This window comes from Wujia sp., assembly GCF_056872695.1.
Genome location: NZ_DBMFCD010000009.1, coordinates 15,866 through 38,131, shown reverse-complemented (window position 1 = coordinate 38,131; position 22,266 = coordinate 15,866). Strand labels below are relative to the sequence as shown.

Sequence of the window (22,266 nt, the reverse complement as noted above, 5' to 3'; positions counted from 1 at the left end):
AAGCACTCCGATTATTCAATCCATTTTATGGCACATTCTGTCAAAACTCGTCCGGTTCTACCGGCTGGATAACCGCCGCATCTTCTGCAGCATTGCCCGGTCTACCTCCGTCTCTCCGTAACGGATATCCTCGTAGCAACGTGTCAGTTCCGTCACATCTGCCAGCGACTGCTCACTTAATTCCTTCTCGATTTCCCGTCCGGTTTTTGACTGGTCCAATGCGATGTCGTAACGATAGCGCTCAATACAGTCCTTGTAGCATCGCCTTGCCCGCTGCCTGCGCGACAGAAACCGTTGCTTCTCCTCCGCACGCGTCCGTTGTTCCTCTTTCTTCCTTTTTACCACAACCAATTCCACCTGATCGGTCGAGAGATTGCGTCTGGACATTAAGAACCGCACGAACCGCACCAGCAGCTTATATGCGATAAATACTCCAAGGCAAATGAGTCCGACATATAACACCGGCTCGAGCGTCTGTCCAATGGAACGAATCCCCGCCGGCACACCCCCATCGTCAAATTCCTGATGCTCGCTCACCTCCGCCTCTCCACTGCGGAACCAGAAGCTTATATAGTGATAGAAAAGTCCGATTACCATCGCGATTACACGAACCACTGCCAGTATCGCCTGCCCGATCAATGCAATCACTCTGCGAAAATCAAACACTTCCCCAAGTACAAGTCCAAGCGTCAGACAGAGAATAATCGCACCAACCATGATCGTATTTACAGACAGTATCTGCCGGATCGGAATTCCTGATACATGACTGGTCGCGTCCAGATAATTCTCCATGCCATCGGTATACACAAGTGCAAGATACAGAAAAAGCAGACACAACGCTGTCACATATGCATAGATATGCAACCCTATCACCGACAGATAATCACTTACCAGATACACAATCAGACAAAGCAGGAAAGATGGCCACGGAAGTTCATCCATCTGCTTTCTTTTATTTTGCCACGTGCTTTTCACAGATGCCCCAAGAAGATAACATGGTATCAGGAAATAAAACCACTGCGTCTCCATCGATACCGGAAGCAGGAACATCGGCAGCCGCAGCACCACATGTCCGGCAAACAGCCATACATAATGCCCCGCCTTCTCCCGCAGAATATATGAATACACAAACATCGCACCCGTGATTGGAAGCAGAAAGTAATGCACATCCTGTTTCAAAAGCACCACTTCAAAAAAGGCAAAACACAGACTGCAGCAAAGCCATTCATATAACAGATGCAGAAGCTTCGTGATCTGTAACAATTTAGATTTCATTCCACTTCACCTCCACACCCTGCATATAGCCACGCCATCCGGTCTTCTCCTGAATATCATAATACGGAACTGCCATGTGCAGCTCCGGGTGATTTTTGTGCATATAATCAAGCTTTATCAGCAGATCCTCCTTGTAATAGGGAGAAATAATCACATACGTTACCTGCTCTTCGATCTGCTGTATCTCGTTATCTACCAGCTGCATAAACGCATCAATCCCTGCATTTTCCCGGATACGTGCCAGATATTTGTCGATTGTCATTCCATGCTCTATCGACGTACCGGCTTCCACACGCTCACAGGATCCGGTCACGCAGTCAACCCCGTTTGATACAAGTTCCACCGACACCTTATGCTGCAGAAAATAATCCGCAATCGTTCCCGCCATACGGATACTCATTTCCTGCAAATATTCGGTCTTTACCATGATATTGGTTTCCAGATTGAGCAAAATCCGCACACGCTGTTCAGATGTATAACCATACATATTTACCATAAGCTTTGACGCTTTCGCCGTTGCTTTCCAGTTGATCTTCCCATAGGTATCACCATAGGTGTATTCCCGGATTCCCCGGAATGTATAAGGATCCTCCATCTGGTTTCGTCTTGTCTCAAGCTCCCCCAGCAAATGCGTGCAAAACATCGAAAGCTCCGGAGATACCACACGTTTCGGCAGTACATACAGCCACGCATCAGCTTTCCGGCTATATGCGAAATTCGTCGTCATAAAGAAATCACGTGCCGTCATATTCAGACTTGGTATGCCAAACAACCCCCGTTTTCCGGTCTGGAATGGCAGACGTCGCGTAATCTTCCGGTAGCCAAGCACAGAGAACACATCGTTTCGATAATAGCTGTCGGTCACGACTGTATTTTCCGTATCCGCAAACTGAAAGGAACGGTTGGTTGAGAATTTGACGTGAAAGACAGGCAAAGGCAGAAACTTCCCATTGTAGATGACTTCTGTCAGGGCACTCGCATCCCCTTCTCTGACACATGTATCCTCAAATGAAATTGTCACATCGAGATTCTGGTTCCACCACTTCGCATACAGACGTTTCTGCACAATATAAACCAGACTCGCAATCACAAGTGCAACAATCAGATTCACTGTTTCCACTCCTCCACCGGTACTTCGACCATCGCTATGATCTTCTGCATACGTTCATGGTTATCCTTTGTACTTCCATACGTCAGAAGGCGATGTGCCAGCACACATGGAGCAAGCAGCTTCACGTCATCCGGTATCACATACGTTCTTCCCTGCATCGCCGCATAACACTGCGTTGCACGGACAAGTGCCAGCATCGCACGCGTGCTGACCTCTGTCATGACTCCCTGATCCATGCCGATGTCCTCCACGATCCGGACGATGTATTCCCGGATACACGGATGTACAGTTACCGTTCTTGCAGCCTCCCGCATCTTTAAAATCTGCTCTGCTGTACAAACCGGCTTCAGCGAAAGAAGTGGATGTTCTCCCATGAAGGTTTCCATCACGCGCAGCTTTGCCTGTGTGTCAAGCTGTCCCATCGAAAGCTTCATCATGAAACGATCAATCTGCGCCTCCGGAAGCGGATAGGTTCCGGTTGTCTCGATCGGGTTCTCCGTCGCAATCACGAAGAACGGTTCTGCAAGCGGCAATGTCTCCCCATCGATCGTCACCTGCTTTTCCTCCATCGCCTCGAGCAGACTCGCCTGTGTCCGTGGCGTCGCACGGTTGATCTCATCGGCAAGCAGAACATTTGTAAATACCGGGCCTCTCACCAGATGAAACTCGCCATCCTTCTGGCTATACACATTTAGCCCTGTAATATCACTCGGCATCAGATCCGGTGTAAACTGCACACGTTTCTGTTCTACATCCAGCAATCTTGCAAATGTCTTGGCAAGTGTCGTCTTTCCGCTTCCCGGACGATCTTCTAAGAGCACATGTCCGCCCGCAAGCAGCGCCACCAGAAGCTTCTCGACAACTGCCTCCCCGGAGATAACAACCCTTGATGCCTGCGTAATCACCTTCTGCGTTATTTCTTTCACCTCTGTAACTTCCATAATTCCTCCTATTTTCTATGTATTTCAAACTTATCTCTTCTCATATCCCATAATTAAATTTATTCTAGCATAATCTGTTAAAAATGGAAATTTTTTTACACGATTTCTCGAATCTATGCTATAGTTTATTTATCATATTTCAGGAGGTTTCCTATGAATTGTAAAGCATGCGGACATGCATTAAATCAATATGGCATCTGTCCGGTCTGCGGCTGGCAGGATCCATCGTATGGTGGGCAGGCGCCCTACAACGGACAGCAGATACAATACCAGCAGCCATCCTTTCGCGGACAGCAGATGTACAACGGACAGCAGACATACAACCAGCAACAACCGTATGACGGACAGCAATTGTACAGCGGACAGCAACAGTCATACAATGGTGAACAGGGGGATAATCAGCAACAGCCGTATAATAATCAGCAGATATACAGCGGACAACAACCATATAACGGACAGCAGACGTACTACCAGCAACAACCATATGGTGGGCAACCGGGGTACAGTCAACAACCATATAATAATCAGCAGATGTACAGCGGGCAGCCGGTGCAAGCCAAGACTTCACCGGCATCCCCTCCGAACCAACAAGGGAAAAAGAAATGGCCACTCTTTGCAGGAATCGGAGGACTTGCGGTTGTTCTTGCTATCGGTATCACGCTTATCGTCCGCAATCGTCCGGTCAAGGATTTAACCAACGACGATCCGGATATCACAACCAATCAGACAACCACGCACACAACGACAGAGACTGCAACCACAGAACCTCCACAGGGGGCGGCAGGAACGAAAACGATCATGATCTATATGGTCGGCTCTGATCTCGAAAGTGAACACGGCGCGGCTTCGACCGATATTGATGAGATGCTTGATTCCGGATTTGACGACACTTCGATGAATGTCCTTCTCTACACGGGTGGATGTTCTAACTGGCAGGATCGCGATATTCCAGAGGATTCCAATACAACCTTCCTGATAAAAGGCGGAAAACTCGAGCAGTTAGAATCATCCTCTGCTTCGAACATGGGGAATCCGGATACACTTTCCGAATTCTTAAATTATGGTTATACGAATTATCCGGCTGAGACCTATGGAGTCATCCTATGGAATCACGGTGGTGGTGCATTCTTCGGATACGGCTATGACGAGACAACGAACGACAGCCTGACCTTGAATGAACTTTCTGATGCATTTGCGAATTCACCGTTCCATGATGATAACAAACTGGAATTTATCGGTTTTGATGCCTGTCTTATGGCGAACATCGAAACTGCACACACACTGACACCATATGCAAATTACATGATTGCATCACAGGAATCAGAACCCGGTTCCGGCTGGTACTATGACTTTTTGAAGGATATTGCTCCCCTGCAGTCCGGAAAAGAAATCGGAACCGCTATCGTGGATTCCTATATGGATGAGACGACGGACTATATAAGCAGCATACCGTTTGCATATTGTCCAATCTGTCTCTCCGTTATGGATCTGAGTCAGACTGAAGCAGTCGAAACTGCTTTGAACAACCTTTTCGCGAAGGTTGGGGAAGATTTCAGTGAGTCAACCTACTCCAAGTATTCCTCCTTCCGGAAAAACTCCAAGGAAATTGCCGCGGATTTTTCTTATGCGGAAGGCTCCTATGATGTTGTTGACCTGATGGATTATGCCAAGCATCTGCAGGCTGTATTTCAGCCGGAAGCGCTTGCTTTGGTGGGTGCATTGGATTCATTCATTGTGTATTCCGATGCAAATGAAGATAAGATATCCGGCGTCTCCATCTACCATCCGTACTATACAAAGAATCACGCCTCCCAGCTTATTCCTATGTATCAGACATTTGATTTTGCCGCAAATTACACTTCCTACATTGCAAAATTTGCAGGAATGCTGACCGACACCGATGCATTCGCTGTCGCATGGGATCCCGATTCCCTGGTGCCGGTTTTGAATGATGATGCTTCGTTCTCCGTCACATTGCAGGAGGATCAGAAAGCTGCACTTCAGAATGCATATTTTATAATCTCCAAGAAAGATCCGGAGAATCCGGATCTTTACGATATGGTTGCATTAAGCTCGGCAGTAACAGACGATGGAACCGGCATGCTCACAGCTGATTTTGACGGACAGATTACATATATGCAGAACGACACGACTTCGGAGATGTACGAGCTTATGTATACCGTACAGGAAAAGACAGATACCTATACCCGTTACCTGCTCTCAAGTATTCTGTACAATGACGATATCGAGGGTGACGATGCAGTCTATGCCTACTTCGTATTGGAGGTCACCGCAGAGCATCCGGAAGGTCAGATCTTAGGAGTCTATCCGATTGATAATTATATTCAGACCGAAGGAAATGAGATCTTCCCTGACCGTTACGAAATCGATATTAACGATTATGAAAATGTTGCTTTTGGATATTTCAGTCACAAATACACCTCTACCGAGGATTTAACGAACCTGAACGAGACCGACTGGGCAGACCTGACGATCAATTACAACTATTTCCCAATATCAGAAGGCTTCCATCCTGTACGCGGCGATCTGATCGCGGGCGAGGAATATTATGGTATGTTTATCTTCGAGGATAATCAGGGAAACCGGCATTGTTCAAGTCTGGTACAGATACAGTAATTCCATACTATACCATCGGCTCGATAAACATAAGCCGTCATATAGGAATTCCCACATGACGGCTTAATGCACAAAAATGCGCCAGCTTAAGGCTGGCGCATTTTTGTATATTCTCTTCGATCTGCCGAGGAATAAGAAGCTGTGCTTCCGGATTCCCGGTCATATTTATCCTTCAGTCTGTCAATATCCGATTTCGCACCATGCATGTCATAGCGTGGCAGGGAGAAGGAATATCCGTTATCTGCAAGGAATCGATGTGCGATTGAAAATGTAATATCATCGAAGTTCGTCATGAACCGCCGGTTGATTTCCCTGACGCAGCTCTCTACACTCTCATACTTGCCCGGATCGATCTCCGCAAATATCTGATAAAATGTATCGAGACAGATACTTCTCTGACTCTCAAAATCCGATGTCACGTTCTGCACCGGAAATGCATGCAGGTATGCTCTTAGCCATGCGGAATCTCCACGATACCACTGTGCAATCGTATCGTATTTCTGATCCATGTCTAAGATCTCCCGCTCCCAGCAGTTTGACATATAGGATGCATCAACGATCCGGTTGATCTCTTCATCGGTCAAATACAGATCATATTTCTGATTAAATTTTTGAATAATCTTTCTTCGCTTTGGTACTGCTCTTGTCAGTCCTGTGACGGTTGTTCCTGCTTTTGCGTCCGACTGGCTGTAATGATTCTTATAGTAGTCATAATCATTTTGTTTCTGCTTTGCCTTCCCCTTGGAGGATCTGGCAATCAGCCATGCGACAAGCCAGATTGGTGCTCCAAAAAAAGCCAGCACAATCGAAACTGTCAAAAGTCCGCCAAACAAGGAGCTAAAACCAGACAGGCCACCAAACAAAATACAGATTGCAATCACCCAGCCAAGCTTGTTATGCAACTTACTGTATATCTTCGGATTGTTTCTGCCATAGATGCCATACCAAATAAAAAAAATAATTATAAGTGGCATGTTTCTCCTTTATTCATCCCTCTTGCCGGCTCCGCCATCAAGTACGATTCTCTATCATCCCTCTTGCCGGCTCCGCCGTTAAAAACGGATTGTTCTCATCCCTCTTACCAGCTTATGCCGGCAAGAAAGGTCTTCGTAAAAAAATGCTGGCAAGCCGCATTTTTTTACTCATCCCAGTTGTGGTACACGTCCTGCACGTCGTCATCCATTTCAAGCATATCAAGGATGCGGTTCATCTTCTTGATGTCATCCTCCGATGTAAGCTCTACGTAGTTCTGTGGAATCATTGTAACGTCTGCCTCAGCCATCGGGATATTCTCTTTCTCGAGGGCTTCACGTACAGCAGTGAACTCTTCCGGAGAAGTTAAAATCTCAAAGCTGTCTTCTTCCTCATTGAAGTCTTCTGCACCTGCATCAAGTGCGATCATCATCAGATCATCTGCATCCATATCGCAGTCCTCTTTCGCGATGATAATCTGTCCCTTCTCATCAAACATATAAGATACACAACCAGTGGTTCCGACATTTCCGCCACCCTTTGTAAATGCATTTCTTACATTGGATGCTGTCCGGTTCTTGTTATCGGTAAGCGCATTTACGATGATTGCTGTTCCGCTTGGGCCATAACCTTCATATGTAATCGTTACATAGTTTACGGAATTTGCATCACCGGCTGCTTTCTTGATGCCACGATCAATCGTGTCGTTTGGCATGTTATTTGCTTTTGCCTTTGCAATGACATCACGCAACTTGCTATTGTTCGCTGGATCCGGTCCGCCTTCCTTTACGGCAACTGCGATCTCACGACCAATGATCGTAAATACTTTTCCCTTTGCAGCGTCGTTTTTCTCTTTCTTGTGCTTAATGTTCGCAAATTTTGAATGTCCTGACATTGTTTGTTACTCCTCTTCCTTTAGTTTCGTGATTTTAACAGTAATAATCCTGTTATCTTCTATTTTTACCGGGATAAATTCATACCCCTGATATTCTATCTTAAAGGATTCTCCCTCTTCTGGCAACCGTCCGTGCTCATAGAGCAGGAACCCGTTTACCGTCTCGAAATCCTCATCCGGGAATTCGATTCCGAGCAGATCCTCCAGATCTTCTAACGTGGCTCCCCCATCGACCAGATATTCGTCCTCGGATTTTTTCTGAATCTCCTCCGGCTGTTCCTCATCGTGTTCGTCTAAGATGTTACCCACGATTTCCTCTAAGATATCCTCCATTGTGACAATACCCTCGGTCTGACCATATTCATCCACCACGACTGCCATGTGGATCTTCTCCCGCTGCATTCGCTGCAGAAGCTCTGATACATCCTTCGTCGGATGTGTGACAATTGCTTTGTCAACCATTCCCGCAATCGGTGATTTCGGATCCTTCATATAGACCGCAATCAAATCTTTGATATGTACAAGTCCGATGATATTATCCAGATCTTCCTCATAAACAGGATATCTTGAAAAACTATTTTCTACCGCAAGCTGCAATGCCTGCTCCACCGTCTGGGTATTCTCTACGGCAACAATCTTCTGCCGCGGTGTCATGATATCCTTCGCTTCCTTGTCTCCGAACTCAAAGATGTTGTTAATCAGTTCCATCTCGCCTTCTTCGATCAAACCCTGCTCATGTCCTTCCTCAACCATGGAAAGAATCTCTTCTTCTACTTTGTCTTCGTCCACCTTCTTCGAAAAAAACTTTCGAAAACCACTGGGCCCACTTTGTGACATAGTTATTGTTTCTCCTTTTATAATTCTAAACTGATACGCAACGCCTCATTCACACGACGGATAATCGTGTTGTCCAGATGACAGACTTTTTCTTTCAGCCTCTGTTTATCGATCGTGCGCACCTGTTCTAACAGTATAACAGAATCCTTGGCAATATCGCAATACCTGGAATCAAGTTCTACGTGTGTTGGAAGCTTCGCCTTGTGCATCTGCGACGTAATCGCCGCAATAATTACGGTGGAACTGTATTTGTTCCCCGCTTCATTCTGAATAATAAGTACCGGACGGACACCGCCCTGTTCAGATCCAACGACCGGACGCAGGTCTGCATAATAAATATCTCCACGTCTGATAATCAATGCCTTCACACTCCTATTGTTGTTCAAACTATTACAAGTATTTCCAACAATTCTTCTGTGTATGCAATCAAATAAAACTATATTATCAAACTGCGTATCTTCCAGCCTTTCTTTTACTCTGCTGCTTCTTTTGCTATGATCTGCTCGATGCTTCGTACAATATCTCCGGCAATCATGCTGTACTGTCCTTTTTCTTCTGCGGCAGCCTGCCCTGCCATCCCATGCATGCAGACACCAAGCTTTGCCGCTTCAAACCGATCCATGCCCTGTGCCAGAAGGCCTGCGATAATTCCGGTCAGTACATCACCGGATCCGCCTGTTGCCATGCCGTTTGTACCTGTTATATTAATATATGCCTGAAGCCCGCCATCGGACACCACCGTGCGCGCATCTTTTAATGCAACGACCACGTTGTGACGCTTTGCAAACTCTCTCGCAAGATCGTATTTGTTCGCCTTGATATCTGTCACAGACTGATTCGTAAGTCTTGACATCTCCATCAGATGCGGTGTCAGAATGAGCTTCGAATGTATCGTCTCGAACAGATCCATATGCTCGGATAACACATTGATTCCATCGGCATCTAAGACAACCGTGCCATCAAAGCTACGAAGTACCTTATCAACCAGATACTGCGCTGCTTCCCCGGTTCCAAGTCCCGGACCTAACACAAGCACATCTGCCCAACCCATGACTGTCTTCATCGCACTGCGCATCGTGTCGATGTCGTCTTCTTTGTATGTCGTAAGCAATGCTTCCGGGAGTCTCGACTGGATGATCTCGCGATTCTCCTCTACGGTGCACACGCGCACCAATCCACAGCCCATACGGTAAGCAGCCTCCGCGGAAAACAGTGCCGCACCTGCCATATTCTTACTGCCTGCGATGATTCCGACCTTGCCATAGGTTCCCTTGTGGGAATCCCTCTTTCTATGCGGGAGCAGTTCCTCTACATCCTTTGCATCATAGGTGTATAACCTTGGCTCTACAAAATCAATCGCCTGCTTCGGGAATCCGATATCTACCACGGACACCTCACCTGCGTACTCATATCCCATACCCATGAGAAGTCCGAGCTTCATAAGTCCAAAGGTCACTGTCGCATCCGCATGGAACGCCGTGCCGAGCAGGAACCCGGTTGTCGCATCAATTCCGGATGGCACATCGATGGCTAACTTGTAACCCTCCATATCGTTTAATGCCTTGATCACTTCTGCCTGCTTACCCATCACAGCACGTGACAGACCAACACCGAAGATGCCGTCGATGATCACATCATATCCGGCATTCACAAGCTCATCCACAAACTTCATATTCAGCTTCTTGGCAATCGCATACTGTGCATCGAAACCAGTGCTGGCAGACTTCAATCCGTCTACCCAGTAGACCTCGACATCGTATCCTTCCATCATGAGGATTCTTCCGGCTGCGATTCCATCGCCGCCGTTATTTCCACTCTCAACTACGATCAGGACATGCGCGCCTGCCGGGAATCGTTCCTTGACATGATCCGCGATCCGAAGTGCCGCGCGCTCCATCAGTACAAGCTGCGGAATTCCTATTACATTAGTTGCAAATTCATCAATTCTGAACACTTCCTGTCCAGTTGCAATGTATCTCATTTCTTCGTCCCCCGAATGACTAAGTATATAGGCATTTTACCCCAAATGCCGTATAAATACAATATCTGGTTTCAGGAATCGACTTTATGTAGTATACTATGAATCAAAGTAACAAAGGGGGATATCTTTATGTGGGAATTCGTAATCAATTTATTGGAAGTTGCTATATTATTTTTATTATTTAATAATAAACTTGAAAAAAAAGAATTATCTTATTCTTATCCACTCCAAATTCTTTGTTTATTCTCACAGGCAGTCTTGTTGCTTATTCTGAAAAAATTTTCATGTTCGACTATTTTTATTCTGTTATTTTTTATTGGAATTCATTTTATATATGGTTTTTTATTCTTTGAGAATAAGCCGATCACATTACTTTTTTGGTCTGTCCTCTATGCCATCGGAACCATTCTTGCAGATGCTGTGACCACGATTGTTCCAACTGCATTTTTGGATATTGACCTGTCAGCGCTCCTTCCAAATGGTATGCTGCGAATTCCTTTTACTTTAATTTACATCTCGATATTATTCTTATTTACTTTGATTCTGCTCTGTATAAACAACCAGACATTCCGTCTGCCTTTTCGGGAAAAACTTGCCTTTATTCTGCTGTCGCTCTTATGTATTGCCATCCTTCAGGCTATTTTGATCCGGCAATTGACAGAATATACACCAGATCAAAGCAACAACGACCGATTTCTATCCGTTATTTTCTTTCTGGTATTATTTTTGTTTTTTGCCTTTGTTCTTTATGTATACACCCTTGGAACCACACAGGAACAAAACCAGCGTTTATCGGAAGAAAATATTATACAACAAATGGAGCTTAAGCAATACGAACAGGTTGTTTCCTCTGTAGAAGAGCTGCGTTCAATCAAACATGATATGCAAAATCATATGACTGTCATCTCAGCCATGTTACACGAAAAGCAATACGAGAAAGCCTGCAGCTATATCGACACCTACACAGATAAATTAAATCAGACACATCGTATTATTTCCAGTGGAAATATTCCGATTGATTGTATTGTTACAAACAAACTTTCCTATGCACATGCACAGCATATCAAAACCACACATAGCATCTTTCTTCCAAAAGACATCCTGATTGATGATATTCAATTATGTACGCTGATTGGCAATCTGTTCGACAATGCAATCGAAGCCTGTACGAAAATAAAAGAACCTGATAAACGATATATTGTTTTCCAGATCAAGCCCTTTAACTGTATGATGTCTATTTACATGGAAAATAGTTGTATCGGTGATTATGTCATAGATAAAAATGGCAAGCTAAAAACCAGCAAGCAGACAAATATTATAAATCATGGAATCGGTTTGAAACGAATCGAGGAGATTGTAGAACGAGCAAATGGTTTTGTCACACTAAACCCATCCAATGATAAATTTGAGGTTATAATACAACTACCAACGGAGGAACACTAACATGCATTTACGAATTATAATATTGGAAGATACACCATCAGAATTTATGCAGACAAAACATGCACTAGAACAATATGCAGATTTATACCATCACACATTCGAAATTGTCTGGGTGCAAAATGAAAGTTCCCTGATTCGCATGTATCACGCTCAATCTTTTGATTTACTTTTTGCTGACATAGAAATAAAGCTGCCAAATACATCCAGCAGTGAAAACGGAATCATAATCTGCAAAAAGCTTCGAGAACTTCAATACTCTGGCGATATCATATTCCTAACTAATTTTCAGGAATACGTCTTTGATGGTTATTCTGTACGTGCCTTCAATTATCTTCTGAAACCGATTACACTGGAAGTTCTCACCCCCTGTATGGATGCATACCTGCAACTACATAGCGATGATTACTATTACTATCAAAACGACCAGACTTATATAAGGATTCCATATACAAACATCATCAGCATATCAAAAGAAAAAAACAATACATTAATTGTAACAACAGACAACATATACATCGAACGTATATCATTAGATGAAATAATGAATAAGCTTTCATCAAACTTTGTTCGTTGTCACAAATCTTGTATTGTAAATATATTGCACGTTCAATCTCTGATAAAAAATAACCTTCACCTCTCCAATAATACATGGCAGTCAGTTGGCAGAAGCTATCTTCCGTCTGTTCGTGCCCATATGTCAAGATTCATGCAAAAATAAAGTTCTTTCACCAAATAATATTTCGCTTTCGTATGATTCCATATCCACATCCGACCAATCCCACAATCAGGCAAATGAGATATGGAATCCCAAACGTAGTCGTAAGCACCACATCCTGTGGATACAGACTGTCAGAATAATACCTGCACACCATCGCATATCCATGCACCAAAAAGTGATTTCCATAATACGCTGACAGCACCAGAATAAATGTAATCACGCTCATTACCGCTGCACTATTCATATAGAGGGATAACAGAAGCTGTATCATGGACTGCACGATACCTGCCAGCACAGGAAGGAGCACCGCCATACAAATAAGCTCTGACACCGGGGTATCTGCCACCTCCTCTCCATAGTAAAGAGAAAGTGCTATCTTCTGACCGGAAATCGACATGTTCCCGGTTGAAATCCATGCATATCCGTATGTCATGCCATAGAGCAGCAGAAAATAAAACAGGTTGATGCAGACACAGCAGATACATTTCGAGCTCCACCATAACACACGGCTCCGGCTCTTCAACATAAGCTGCATGCCAAAACCATGCATATCCTCTTCCACATAATTTCCAATACAGTATGCAAGCAGAATATACTGCAGAATCCAAGCCAGTGGAAGTCTGAACTGATCCGGTGTATTCTGGTTAAAATGAAATGGTCTCTGCCCCCAAAACGCATTGACCATATACCCAAGCGGTGACCAGCTTTCACCATACATTCCCAGATAATCTCCACTTGCCCGGTCGAGCAAAAGACACGTAATAAAGACAAGCACGATAAGCCACAGATACCTTCTCCAAAACCGGATCAGTCCCTCACTGATATCATATTCCAAGAAGTGCAATAATCTCATATCATGCTTCCTCCTCCAACCGTCCCTCTGACATATGCAAAACCGTATCCGCCATATACTCCATTTCCTCTTTGTCGTGACAGGCAATGATGATAATCCGTTCGTCGTCCATCAGCGCCCGGATGGCATCCCGGATCACGCTGACACCTTCCGCATCGATCGCATTAATTGGTTCATCCAGCAGGATAATATCCGGTTTTCCCATAATTGCAGCTGCGATTCCAAGCCTCTGACGCATACCAAGCGAATACTTGTAATACTTCCGTCTGTCGTCGGGGGCAAGCCCAACCTGTTCCAGCGTCGCCCGGATTTCGTCCTGCGGCACACCGCCCTGCACCTTCGCCAGTATCTCCAGATTCTCCAAGCCGGTATATCCCCGCAGAAACGCAGGATTCTCAATCAGAAGTCCCATACTTGGCGGAAAAGAAATATCCTTTCCGAGCGTCTTTCCATTGATCTTCACAACTCCGCTGGTCGGATAGATCAGTCCTGCCATCGTCCGCATCAGCATCGTTTTCCCACAGCCATTCTTGCCACTTAAACCATAGATACAGCCCCCGGTAAATGTCTTTGTCACATCCTGCAATACCGGAACTCCCTTTATCTTCTTTGTCACATGTTCTAACTTTATCTCCATTTTCCCTGTGCTCCTCTCTTAATCAATATCACCCCACACACTCCTACAGGAAGTCCCGCCGACGGTTTGAGAGCCATAACAGCATCCCTTCCACTGCCAGGATTACAATTGTTGTTACCACTATCCCAAAAGTCGTATTCGACGATACCGTTTGCCCTGGATCAAGAAAGATTGCTGGGTTATAGGCGGAAATTTCCGGGAAAAGATTATAAACCCCATAATTCAACATGCAATGCAGCATAAGAGGAAAAATCCAGATTGCAAACCGATTATCCAGCCAACCAGTACAGATCACTGAAATTATCGCATAGATACCGCCATATAAAAACAGCACTATTGTATAACAAAGTGCATACACTATCGGAGAATCATAATATAAGTTTACCCACATATTCCGGTCAATCAATTGTCCCTGCATCGAAAGCATATCAATACCTGCTGCCGGAAGATAACAGAGATTCACGATCAGACTTGCCAACATCGGAACAGCGATCACAACACCTCCACTCAAAAATACTGCAATACTCTTGGCTGTTATATACTGTTTTCTCCCACAACGTACCAGCATCTGCATCACATAACCAGATCTCCAATCCTGAAGCAACGATATTCCATATGGTATAACGGCAATCAGAGGAAGTGCCAGCAGAAAGAAAGATTTATACGAAGAGTACGACTCACATCCCAGCCACCCCTCCAGCAGACGGGTTGCATACCATTCTCCATATTTGGGATCTTCATTGGACAATCCAGATACATATGCAAGCATTGACAGATTTGATCTATATACATGTTTATAAAACCACAAAGACTGCAATATACAGGTAACCGCCCCAAATAAAAGGGAAAATAAAAAACAAAAAGACGAAAAAGCTTTCTTTAGCTCTGTTTGTACAATCGTACACATCCCTACCACGCTCCCTTCTTCTCAATATCTGTAATCTTTATCTCCGTTTTTACCGGATAGGTTCCAAGTATGACAGAATAGGACATATCCAGATTACAAATCTGTCTCCACGTCATCTCCCGCAGATTTATCCTATAAACCTCGTATGGAATCGTCAGAATATCTCCGCTCGCAAAGGTTCCATTCAACAGAGACGGATTCATATCCTGTAGCATAAATGGATCTATTCCATTGTATTGATAGGCATATCGAATCGGCATATCCACATGCAGCAGAGACTCCTCTTTATTTTTTTCGATTTGATATTGAACCAATAGTACACAGGCTGTATCATCCTCAAAATTTGAGTCATTATAATCATCTAATCCGTCGTGTTCGGCAAAAAACTGTTCATACCTCCAAAGTTCTGCTCCTACAACCGTATATGATATACCTTCATAATCTACCGTCTGTCCCTGTGGGATCTCACGGATCTCCGGAAGCTTTGCCGTCACATTCACATATCTGACTCGCAAAGCAAACACTACGAGTAATACCAGAAGTATCAGAATTCCCATTATCATTTTTTTCTTCATAAAACATCACTTCCCTGCTTCATTTCCGTAATCTTCCAACTCAATATAAATATGAGCTAAATTTTTCCGAAGATCTGAACCTTGCCCATTCATAGGCGCGTTTCCATAAACTGATAAATAATATCTTGGATGTTCAAATACTTCATCAATACTTGCCCACCCCTGATCTTCTGACCAATATGTAATTCCCATTCCAATTTTTAATGTGACAGATTCTCCTTCCTGTAATGTGAATTTATCCCATTGCTTAGAACTCAGTTCCCGCCAATTCTCAACCTTACTTGCATAACAATTATCTGATGGGCATGCCTCATACCCGTCTTTATCCTGCTTCTCATTTTCCGCACAGATCAAATCTAAATTTCCTGTTCCAAATGTTTTTTCATATTCATCTATATTTGTTATCTCTACTTCTGCATATAAAAAACTTAATTTTCCTTCTTCCGTTCCAAGATTTGGCTCATAATACTCATAATCCGAATTATAATACATACTCTTTTTAAATTTGTCATAGCTGTCATATATTTGGAACTCTTTTATCATATACCGATATCCATTAAAAATCGGAGAACTGCTCTTAGGAAAAATATTTCCATATTCCTCAATCAAATCCTGATTTTTCTTTAATTGTTCGGAATAAACTTCCCCGTCATCCAATTCTTCTGTTGTATTTTCTCCATTAACATCAGCATCTCCTACTGTAGCAACTTTAGACATATCAGCGGTTACAATCGAATTTTCATTTTTACCATCTGTATTCCTTTTCCATACGCCAATTACAAATACACCAAAAGTCAATACAAGTATGCCTACCAGAAGTATCCATATTTTCTTTTTCATGTCATTATCCCCCTCCCTGCTTTTATTTTTGATACTTATCATTATAGAAAATATATGTATCATAGTTGCATCATGGCTGTATCATAGACGCATATTTTAGATAATATATCAAACTTTGCATATCCAGGATTTCTATCAGAATACTTCATCATTACTTGTGATAGAATTTTCCACCACAAGTAATGATCGCTCCTTTATTTATTCATTTTCCGTCTACGTGTACTTCCAATTTCTATGGAATTTGCTTATATATACCTGCGCTATCTGGACTCCATAAGCCCTGTGCGGTTCCAGATCCCTTCACTGATTTCATCCCAGGACGCGCATATGGCATTCCTAACTCATATACATAGTTTGTAAGCGAATACTTACCTGCTCCGTACATAAATCCATAAATTGGATTATTCTTTGGATTGCTTCTGGATGCATTTTGAGGCGTTCCAGCTTTGGTACTCGCACCGCATGCATAAACCTGTATCTGACTTAAATTTCCTCCATAAGTGGCACTCCAATAAATATATATCTTGCTAGGATCTGTTTTATTTCTACCTTGAACATGGCGAAAAACATTGGAATTAACATCTAACGAAAATGACCACGCCTCATCCGTTATATTTGCTGCCTGTGCGTTTTTCTGTGCTACCCCTAATCCTGTAATTGACAGCATGGCTGCCATCGCAGTCATTGTGATAAACCGTTTTACTTTATTTACTTTTTGCATAATACATGTACCTCCTCTTTTTTACTTTTTAACTAATTTTTCTGGTCTCTTTGGCTCATACATAAAGCCAAAGCAATTTGCATTTGCTTTTTTCTCTGCTACTGCTTCTACTGATTTCCGCAGCAGATCTGCCACCCTTGATATTTGTTTTCTTTCTGCCATAGCATTATCCCCCTTCCTTTGTAATTCGCAGATTTTATTACTCGAGTCCCTCTGTTTTTTCAACATAACACAAAAATCAAAAGTTTCAATCCCTCGTGGTGCGAACGACATCCTGATGGGTGTGAACGACACTCTTTATACTTTTTTTATGCATTTTTTTCTTTTCCTCGTGCTACGATATATCCTGAACATAGGAGAACCAATATGATTGAAACTTTCGCTCATCGACTAGCCAAAAAATTAATATCTCTATCCACCAAAAATACTGTTACAAAAGATGATATTGCAGTAGTATCTTATGGTATTGAATGTTTGCTAAATCTCTGCATTCCCTTCTTCTTTTTTCTGATATATTCCTGTTTTACGCATCGCATTTTGGGTATGGTTTACTTTTTAATTTCATTCTTGTTTTTACGAAATCATATCGGAGGTTTCCATGCAAAATCCCATATACGCTGTCTGCTATACAGCACCATTTATGGACTGTTTTTCTTATGGTTGCTGACACTACCCATTCTTCCCGGCTTATATATTAAACTATCCATATATGGTATCATTCTCGCAGGAATTGTAATCGGAAAACCTATATGCCAGACAAACATGAATTCTACACGAGCTCGTATGAATTCCTATATTACAATTATTCTAGAATGTCTGTGTATGATTTGTTTTGACAAGATATGGCATTTTACTACACTCGGTACAGCTATCTTTCTTGGTTCCTGTGCAGCCGCTATACTTTATATACCTGGGAGAATATTTCAACATAATACGTGAATTTTCTTGACAATTTTCCAGAACTAAGATACCTTTGAAGTATCTATCAAGGAAACGAAGGGAGGAAGGAATCATGGTATTTATCGAAGGTGTCGGCTATGTGAACGACAGCAGTGCCGTTGCAACGCCGAATCGTACCCAATCCGTATCGGAAACAACAACCAATTTTGATGGTATGCTTCGCACAGAAACCGATAAATTGAACCAGGCATCTGTCACAACGAACCTTGATTCCATCTTCAAGGAAGCCTCCGACAAATACGGTGTATCTGAACGGCTCTTAAAGGCAATCGCCTATACAGAGTCCGGTTTTCAGACAAATGTTACCTCTTCTGCTGGCGCGATGGGTATCATGCAGCTCATGCCAAGCACGGCAAGTGCATATGGCGTATCCGATCCTTACGATGCCTACCAGAATATCATGGGTGGTGCAGCCGTACTAAAGGATCTTCTGAATATGTTTCAGGGGAACCAGTCGCTTGCGATTGCAGGCTATAATGCCGGATGTGGCAATGTGAAAAAATATGGTGGTATACCTCCATTTACTGAGACACAGAATTACGTTGCCAAGGTGACGAGCCTGATGCAGACCGGTGTATCGGTTCCTGCAAATACAGTCACAGTAAATTCTTCTGCAAACGCCGCTTCCAATACCGGAACAACTACAAGCGGAAATTCCAATACTGCAAATGAAGCAGCTGTTTCTTCCGAAACAGCGAAAAAAAATGCGGAAATCCTTGCAGAGATCAAAGAGATCATCTCTGCCATTTCCACACTTACAGCGAATCAAAGCACATATTCAAATACATCCATGCAGAGCGGTCTTTCCGCATTCAACGGAACATCTTCTTCCGATTTCAGTGCAGGCAGCCTGCTTTCCTCTTATGGAAATCCGATTTCTACGATTCTGTCATCCTTACAGAATGTAGATACAACGGACACGGACAGCCTGCAGAAAGTTCTATCCTACGCAGAGTACCAGTTACTCACCAGCCACTACGCGAACATGGTTGATATCATCTCCGTACTCGGAAGTACAAGCCTAAGCTCTGAAAGTGATTCGGACGACTCTCTCTCACATTTGTTCGAACTCGCGACACAGCAGAATATGCGTAAAGTCATAAACGTCATGGGAAATTCTACTTCCCTTCTATAAAATACAAAGAGTTGGTTGTCCATTCAATTCTACGCAGACGCGCTCCCGCTCGGTTCAGCACGTAACGGTACTAAATTCGTGCTTCGCACTCATTAAGTACCGACGTGCTTCAACGGTCTGTTTTAGAATATGAACGGACAACCAACTCTTTTTACACTTTACAGGGAAACAAATCCCCCTTATCTTATTCTATTCTGTTATCTCTGTTCATCTTTTAATTTTCTTAAAACTAATACACTTACTCCTGCGCACAGGAATGTCGAACCATACAGGATCAGCCATGAGCGGACCGTTCTTGCCTTGGAACGCACATACATCTTATTGTCCTCCGTCTCTGTCGGCTCATATTCTGACTCGATTGTCTGCGGCTCCGATGTGTATTCCTCGAAGGTCTGTGGATTATTTGCCAATGCAGAATAGAGCTCTACTGCATCCTGCAATTCATTGATCTTTTCGTCATAGGCTTCCTGCATCTCTGCAATTGCATCGTTACAGGTGGCAACCAGATCATCAAACTGATCCTCTACCTGTTCACTTTCTTCCTGCCCCGGTGGATCAAGCAAATTCAGGTCGCAGGTACTTCCGATGGATTCCATCGCCCAACGGGAAAATGTCACATAGGAAATCTTGTCTGTCGCACCCGTCAGTTCAAACAAAATACCGGAGAAGATAAGCTGTATAATAAGCACAAACGGTGCTATTGCCATCGCCCGGTCTGCGCTCTTCGTGATAGAAGAAAGCAGCAGCCCCATACCTGCAGACGCATAGATCGTAAGGAATATCAAAACAATCATCTCAAGCGTTGCATTGGAGATGATGACACCCTTGCAGTCCGGTGCACCCTTGATCAATACAAATGTCAAAACAAGTATCACTGCCTGAATCAAGGATATCACGCCCTGCACAATATACTTGGACAACATGTAAATCGGCAGCTTCAGGTTCCCCATATATTCCCGTTTCAAGATAACACGTTCTTTGTTTACTTCCTGAATCGTGTTCAGAAGTCCCATCCAGATGCCGCCACTCATCAGCGTGAACAGGATGGACTGTGTCTCCGTGAACTTCCGATAGATATCCGGCCCTGCAACTAACGTCAGAAGTAACCCAATGATCAGCGGCTGTCCAAAAATCAATGCCAGTCGCTGTACATCGTTCATAATCAAAGTCGTATATCTTCGTACCAGAATCCCTAACTGCACAAATCCGCTGACTGTTCTCGGCTTGATTGCCTCGCCGTTTGACTCGTGCACCTGTCCGCTTACCGCATTGATACCGGACATCTTAAACTGCGTCTCCCAGCCCTTCGGATCAGCCGTGATGATATCATAGACCTTCACGAGATCATCTGTACGGAAGAAGTCCTTAATACCTGCCGGACTTCCGCAGTAGCAAAGCCGTCCGCCATATCCCATGATAATAACCTTATCACACAGATCAAGATTATTGATCGTATGGGTTACCATGACAATTGTTTTCTCCTGTTCCTTCGACAGCTTGGACAGCGTTCGCATCAGATGTTCTTCCGTTCCCGGATCCAGTCCGGATGTCGGTTCATCCAGGAAGAAAAGCCCCGGATTTGCCAACAATTCCACGGCAATACTTGCACGTTTTTTCTGTCCACCGGACAGACGACGGATATAGGTATCCTTATGTTCTGAAAGCTCTACCATACGAAGTACTTCTTCGATCCGCTCCTCAATTTCCTGATTGCTCGTATCCTGCGGCATCTTCATCTTCGCTGTATAATAAAGCATCTTCTTAAGCGTGATATTCTCATAAATAATATCCTGCTGTGGTACAAATCCTATGATATTTTTAAGTGTCTGGAAGTTCTCATGCAGATTCGTGCCATTACAATATACATGTCCGGTCACCTTCGAATCAAATCCACTCATCGCTGTCATCAGTGTCGTCTTTCCGGCACCGGAACCTCCGATGATCGCTACGAATTCATTTGGCTCAATGCTCAGGCTGACTTTGTCAAGAATCGTTTTCTTTCCGCCCTTTGCCGGCACATCCTTGTTCAGATCATGGATCTCTAACGCAATACCTTCCGGGTTCACCTTGTAATACAGAACATTTCCATCATAGATAAATGTGGTATTCAAGATGGTAAAGATATCTTTGTTTGACAGACAATATGGCTTTACAATCCGGCTTCCATTTACAAACACACCATTTGTAGAACCATTGTCAAACACATAAAATTGATTTTTTACTTTGCGGACGCCTGCATGGTATCTGGAAATCGCAACATTCTTCAAACGGATATCACAGTCTGCCGCACGGCCAATGCTGTTATCTCCATCATGCAGGGAATACGTCTTCCAACGCCCCTCCTTCTGCTGTCCATTGTACAACAGGAGTACCGGATCAATGCCATCCATTGAATGGTTCGTTCCAAGACGGACGATCATATCTCTGCCATCGCCGCCATAATACTGATCCGGTGCCATCTGGATAAACTGCGTACCATAGGCAAGGTAAGAACCATTTGAACTGTGATTATCACGGATATAGCACCTGCCCTCCTGCAAATATATCTCACCGTGATTTCCTGAGACAATGCCGGAATTCAACCGGATACTGTTGTTCTCGCTCCGCCCGAAGGTATAAGCACCGTCTGTAAGCTCACTCAAATTATATTCCTGTATTCCATTTCCATCTACAATAACTAATGAGCTTTTTCCTGTCGTATTTCTCTGGTATTGCTGTAACATCGACGCATCAAACAACACCGTTTTTTCTTCTCTGTCTCCCATATATCCTCCCCTCTATACTATAAAAAGGGACTGTTGCACATATAACACAACAGTCCCTTTAGT

General features: G+C 43.7%; 21 protein-coding genes. 5 read left to right on the top strand and 16 right to left on the bottom strand.

Annotation, left to right across the window (positions count from 1 at the left end; translation table 11 throughout):
• Nucleotides 1-57 precede the first annotated feature (57 nt).
• From ACZQK9_RS09375 to ACZQK9_RS09365, 3 genes are read right to left on the bottom strand one after another with little or no spacing between them, the layout of a single operon-like run.
• Complete coding sequence (locus tag ACZQK9_RS09375; protein WP_216506380.1) at nt 58-1,275, bottom strand: DUF4129 domain-containing protein; 1,218 nt, start codon at nt 1,273-1,275, stop codon at nt 58-60.
• Nucleotides 1,265-2,386, bottom strand: a complete 1,122-nt coding sequence (locus ACZQK9_RS09370; RefSeq protein ID WP_483270407.1) for a DUF58 domain-containing protein — start codon at nt 2,384-2,386, stop codon at nt 1,265-1,267. The genes ACZQK9_RS09375 and ACZQK9_RS09370 overlap by 11 nt, the downstream gene beginning before the upstream one ends.
• Nucleotides 2,383-3,327: an AAA family ATPase gene (locus tag ACZQK9_RS09365; RefSeq protein ID WP_178017582.1), complete on the bottom strand. Its 945-nt coding sequence runs from the start codon at nt 3,325-3,327 to the stop codon at nt 2,383-2,385. Before ACZQK9_RS09365 ends, ACZQK9_RS09370 begins: the two co-directional genes overlap by 4 nt.
• Before the next feature lie 153 nt (nt 3,328-3,480).
• Between ACZQK9_RS09365 and ACZQK9_RS09360 the strand changes: the two genes are divergently transcribed.
• Nucleotides 3,481-5,964: a clostripain-related cysteine peptidase gene (locus ACZQK9_RS09360; protein WP_483270406.1), complete on the top strand. Its 2,484-nt coding sequence runs from the start codon at nt 3,481-3,483 to the stop codon at nt 5,962-5,964.
• Nucleotides 5,965-6,050: 86 nt separating this feature from the next.
• Here ACZQK9_RS09360 and ACZQK9_RS09355 read toward each other — a convergent pair whose 3' ends face one another.
• From ACZQK9_RS09355 to ACZQK9_RS09335, 5 genes are all read right to left on the bottom strand, one after another.
• Nucleotides 6,051-6,938 (bottom strand): hypothetical protein, encoded by an 888-nt coding sequence (locus ACZQK9_RS09355; RefSeq protein WP_483270405.1) that lies wholly within the window; start codon nt 6,936-6,938, stop codon nt 6,051-6,053.
• A gap of 164 nt (nt 6,939-7,102) precedes the next feature.
• On the bottom strand, nt 7,103-7,831 hold the full coding sequence (locus ACZQK9_RS09350; RefSeq protein ID WP_177969784.1) for a YebC/PmpR family DNA-binding transcriptional regulator: 729 nt from the start codon (nt 7,829-7,831) through the stop codon (nt 7,103-7,105).
• A 6-nt stretch (nt 7,832-7,837) separates the two neighbouring features.
• The gene (locus ACZQK9_RS09345; protein WP_178017585.1) at nt 7,838-8,668 is read right to left on the bottom strand and encodes a hemolysin family protein; all 831 of its coding nucleotides are present in this window, start codon (nt 8,666-8,668) and stop codon (nt 7,838-7,840) included.
• 17 nt (nt 8,669-8,685) lie between these two features.
• Entirely contained in the window at nt 8,686-9,027 is a 342-nt protein-coding gene (locus ACZQK9_RS09340) for a type II toxin-antitoxin system PemK/MazF family toxin (RefSeq protein WP_021985263.1), read from the bottom strand.
• Between the two features lie 113 nt (nt 9,028-9,140).
• The gene (locus ACZQK9_RS09335) at nt 9,141-10,649 is read right to left on the bottom strand and encodes an NAD(P)H-hydrate dehydratase (protein WP_216506371.1); all 1,509 of its coding nucleotides are present in this window, start codon (nt 10,647-10,649) and stop codon (nt 9,141-9,143) included.
• Nucleotides 10,650-11,069: 420 nt separating this feature from the next.
• On the opposite strand from ACZQK9_RS09335, the gene ACZQK9_RS09330 reads away from it, so the two are divergent.
• Nucleotides 11,070-12,092: a GHKL domain-containing protein gene (locus tag ACZQK9_RS09330; RefSeq protein WP_483270404.1), complete on the top strand. Its 1,023-nt coding sequence runs from the start codon at nt 11,070-11,072 to the stop codon at nt 12,090-12,092.
• Nucleotide 12,093: 1 nt separating this feature from the next.
• Nucleotides 12,094-12,810 carry a LytR/AlgR family response regulator transcription factor gene (locus ACZQK9_RS09325; RefSeq protein ID WP_117781059.1) on the top strand — a complete coding sequence of 239 codons (717 nt, stop codon included), beginning with the start codon at nt 12,094-12,096 and terminating at the stop codon, nt 12,808-12,810.
• 7 nt (nt 12,811-12,817) lie between these two features.
• On the opposite strand, the gene ACZQK9_RS09320 is transcribed toward ACZQK9_RS09325, so the two are convergent.
• The 7 genes from ACZQK9_RS09320 to ACZQK9_RS09290 form a co-directional block, all read right to left on the bottom strand.
• Nucleotides 12,818-13,663, bottom strand: a complete 846-nt coding sequence (locus ACZQK9_RS09320; RefSeq protein ID WP_483270403.1) for a DUF2705 family protein — start codon at nt 13,661-13,663, stop codon at nt 12,818-12,820.
• A 1-nt stretch (nt 13,664) separates the two neighbouring features.
• Nucleotides 13,665-14,300, bottom strand: coding sequence for an ATP-binding cassette domain-containing protein (locus ACZQK9_RS09315; protein WP_117781060.1), 636 nt, complete (start codon nt 14,298-14,300; stop codon nt 13,665-13,667).
• A gap of 43 nt (nt 14,301-14,343) precedes the next feature.
• A complete protein-coding gene (locus ACZQK9_RS09310; protein WP_216506361.1) occupies nt 14,344-15,207 on the bottom strand; it encodes a hypothetical protein in 864 nt (287 codons plus the stop codon).
• Between the two features lie 2 nt (nt 15,208-15,209).
• A complete protein-coding gene (locus ACZQK9_RS09305) occupies nt 15,210-15,782 on the bottom strand; it encodes a DUF5028 domain-containing protein (protein ID WP_216506360.1) in 573 nt (190 codons plus the stop codon).
• Nucleotides 15,783-15,788: 6 nt separating this feature from the next.
• A complete protein-coding gene (locus tag ACZQK9_RS09300) occupies nt 15,789-16,622 on the bottom strand; it encodes a hypothetical protein (RefSeq protein ID WP_216506358.1) in 834 nt (277 codons plus the stop codon).
• 232 nt (nt 16,623-16,854) lie between these two features.
• The gene (locus tag ACZQK9_RS09295; RefSeq protein ID WP_216506356.1) at nt 16,855-17,343 is read right to left on the bottom strand and encodes a DUF2712 domain-containing protein; all 489 of its coding nucleotides are present in this window, start codon (nt 17,341-17,343) and stop codon (nt 16,855-16,857) included.
• A gap of 21 nt (nt 17,344-17,364) precedes the next feature.
• A complete protein-coding gene (locus ACZQK9_RS09290) occupies nt 17,365-17,505 on the bottom strand; it encodes a cyclic lactone autoinducer peptide (RefSeq protein ID WP_216506355.1) in 141 nt (46 codons plus the stop codon).
• A 204-nt stretch (nt 17,506-17,709) separates the two neighbouring features.
• Here ACZQK9_RS09290 and ACZQK9_RS09285 point away from each other — a divergent pair, with 204 nt between their 5' ends.
• On the top strand, nt 17,710-18,282 hold the full coding sequence (locus ACZQK9_RS09285) for an accessory gene regulator B family protein (RefSeq protein ID WP_216506353.1): 573 nt from the start codon (nt 17,710-17,712) through the stop codon (nt 18,280-18,282).
• A 73-nt stretch (nt 18,283-18,355) separates the two neighbouring features.
• Nucleotides 18,356-19,438: a lytic transglycosylase domain-containing protein gene (locus tag ACZQK9_RS09280; protein ID WP_483270402.1), complete on the top strand. Its 1,083-nt coding sequence runs from the start codon at nt 18,356-18,358 to the stop codon at nt 19,436-19,438.
• Between the two features lie 197 nt (nt 19,439-19,635).
• Here the strand turns inward: ACZQK9_RS09280 and ACZQK9_RS09275 are convergent, their stop codons facing one another.
• Nucleotides 19,636-22,203 (bottom strand): FHA domain-containing protein, encoded by a 2,568-nt coding sequence (locus ACZQK9_RS09275; RefSeq protein ID WP_483270401.1) that lies wholly within the window; start codon nt 22,201-22,203, stop codon nt 19,636-19,638.
• Between the last annotated feature and the right edge of the window lie 63 nt (nt 22,204-22,266).

Excerpts from the sequence above, each read along its gene's own strand:
- ACZQK9_RS09375 (WP_216506380.1), bottom strand. The coding sequence starts at position 1,275 with ATGAAATCTAAATTGTTACAGATCACGAAGCTTCTGCATCTGTTATAT.
- ACZQK9_RS09365 (WP_178017582.1), bottom strand. The coding sequence starts at position 3,327 with ATGGAAGTTACAGAGGTGAAAGAAATAACGCAGAAGGTGATTACGCAG.
- ACZQK9_RS09360 (WP_483270406.1), top strand. The coding sequence starts at position 3,481 with ATGAATTGTAAAGCATGCGGACATGCATTAAATCAATATGGCATCTGT.
- ACZQK9_RS09355 (WP_483270405.1), bottom strand. The coding sequence starts at position 6,938 with ATGCCACTTATAATTATTTTTTTTATTTGGTATGGCATCTATGGCAGA.
- ACZQK9_RS09350 (WP_177969784.1), bottom strand. The coding sequence starts at position 7,831 with ATGTCAGGACATTCAAAATTTGCGAACATTAAGCACAAGAAAGAGAAA.
- ACZQK9_RS09345 (WP_178017585.1), bottom strand. The coding sequence starts at position 8,668 with ATGTCACAAAGTGGGCCCAGTGGTTTTCGAAAGTTTTTTTCGAAGAAG.
- ACZQK9_RS09335 (WP_216506371.1), bottom strand. The coding sequence starts at position 10,649 with ATGAGATACATTGCAACTGGACAGGAAGTGTTCAGAATTGATGAATTT.
- ACZQK9_RS09325 (WP_117781059.1), top strand. The coding sequence starts at position 12,094 with ATGCATTTACGAATTATAATATTGGAAGATACACCATCAGAATTTATG.
- ACZQK9_RS09320 (WP_483270403.1), bottom strand. The coding sequence starts at position 13,663 with ATGAGATTATTGCACTTCTTGGAATATGATATCAGTGAGGGACTGATC.
- ACZQK9_RS09315 (WP_117781060.1), bottom strand. The coding sequence starts at position 14,300 with ATGGAGATAAAGTTAGAACATGTGACAAAGAAGATAAAGGGAGTTCCG.
- ACZQK9_RS09310 (WP_216506361.1), bottom strand. The coding sequence starts at position 15,207 with ATGTGTACGATTGTACAAACAGAGCTAAAGAAAGCTTTTTCGTCTTTT.
- ACZQK9_RS09305 (WP_216506360.1), bottom strand. The coding sequence starts at position 15,782 with ATGAAGAAAAAAATGATAATGGGAATTCTGATACTTCTGGTATTACTC.
- ACZQK9_RS09300 (WP_216506358.1), bottom strand. The coding sequence starts at position 16,622 with ATGAAAAAGAAAATATGGATACTTCTGGTAGGCATACTTGTATTGACT.
- ACZQK9_RS09295 (WP_216506356.1), bottom strand. The coding sequence starts at position 17,343 with ATGCAAAAAGTAAATAAAGTAAAACGGTTTATCACAATGACTGCGATG.
- ACZQK9_RS09290 (WP_216506355.1), bottom strand. The coding sequence starts at position 17,505 with ATGGCAGAAAGAAAACAAATATCAAGGGTGGCAGATCTGCTGCGGAAA.
- ACZQK9_RS09285 (WP_216506353.1), top strand. The coding sequence starts at position 17,710 with ATGATTGAAACTTTCGCTCATCGACTAGCCAAAAAATTAATATCTCTA.
- ACZQK9_RS09280 (WP_483270402.1), top strand. The coding sequence starts at position 18,356 with ATGGTATTTATCGAAGGTGTCGGCTATGTGAACGACAGCAGTGCCGTT.
- ACZQK9_RS09275 (WP_483270401.1), bottom strand. The coding sequence starts at position 22,203 with ATGGGAGACAGAGAAGAAAAAACGGTGTTGTTTGATGCGTCGATGTTA.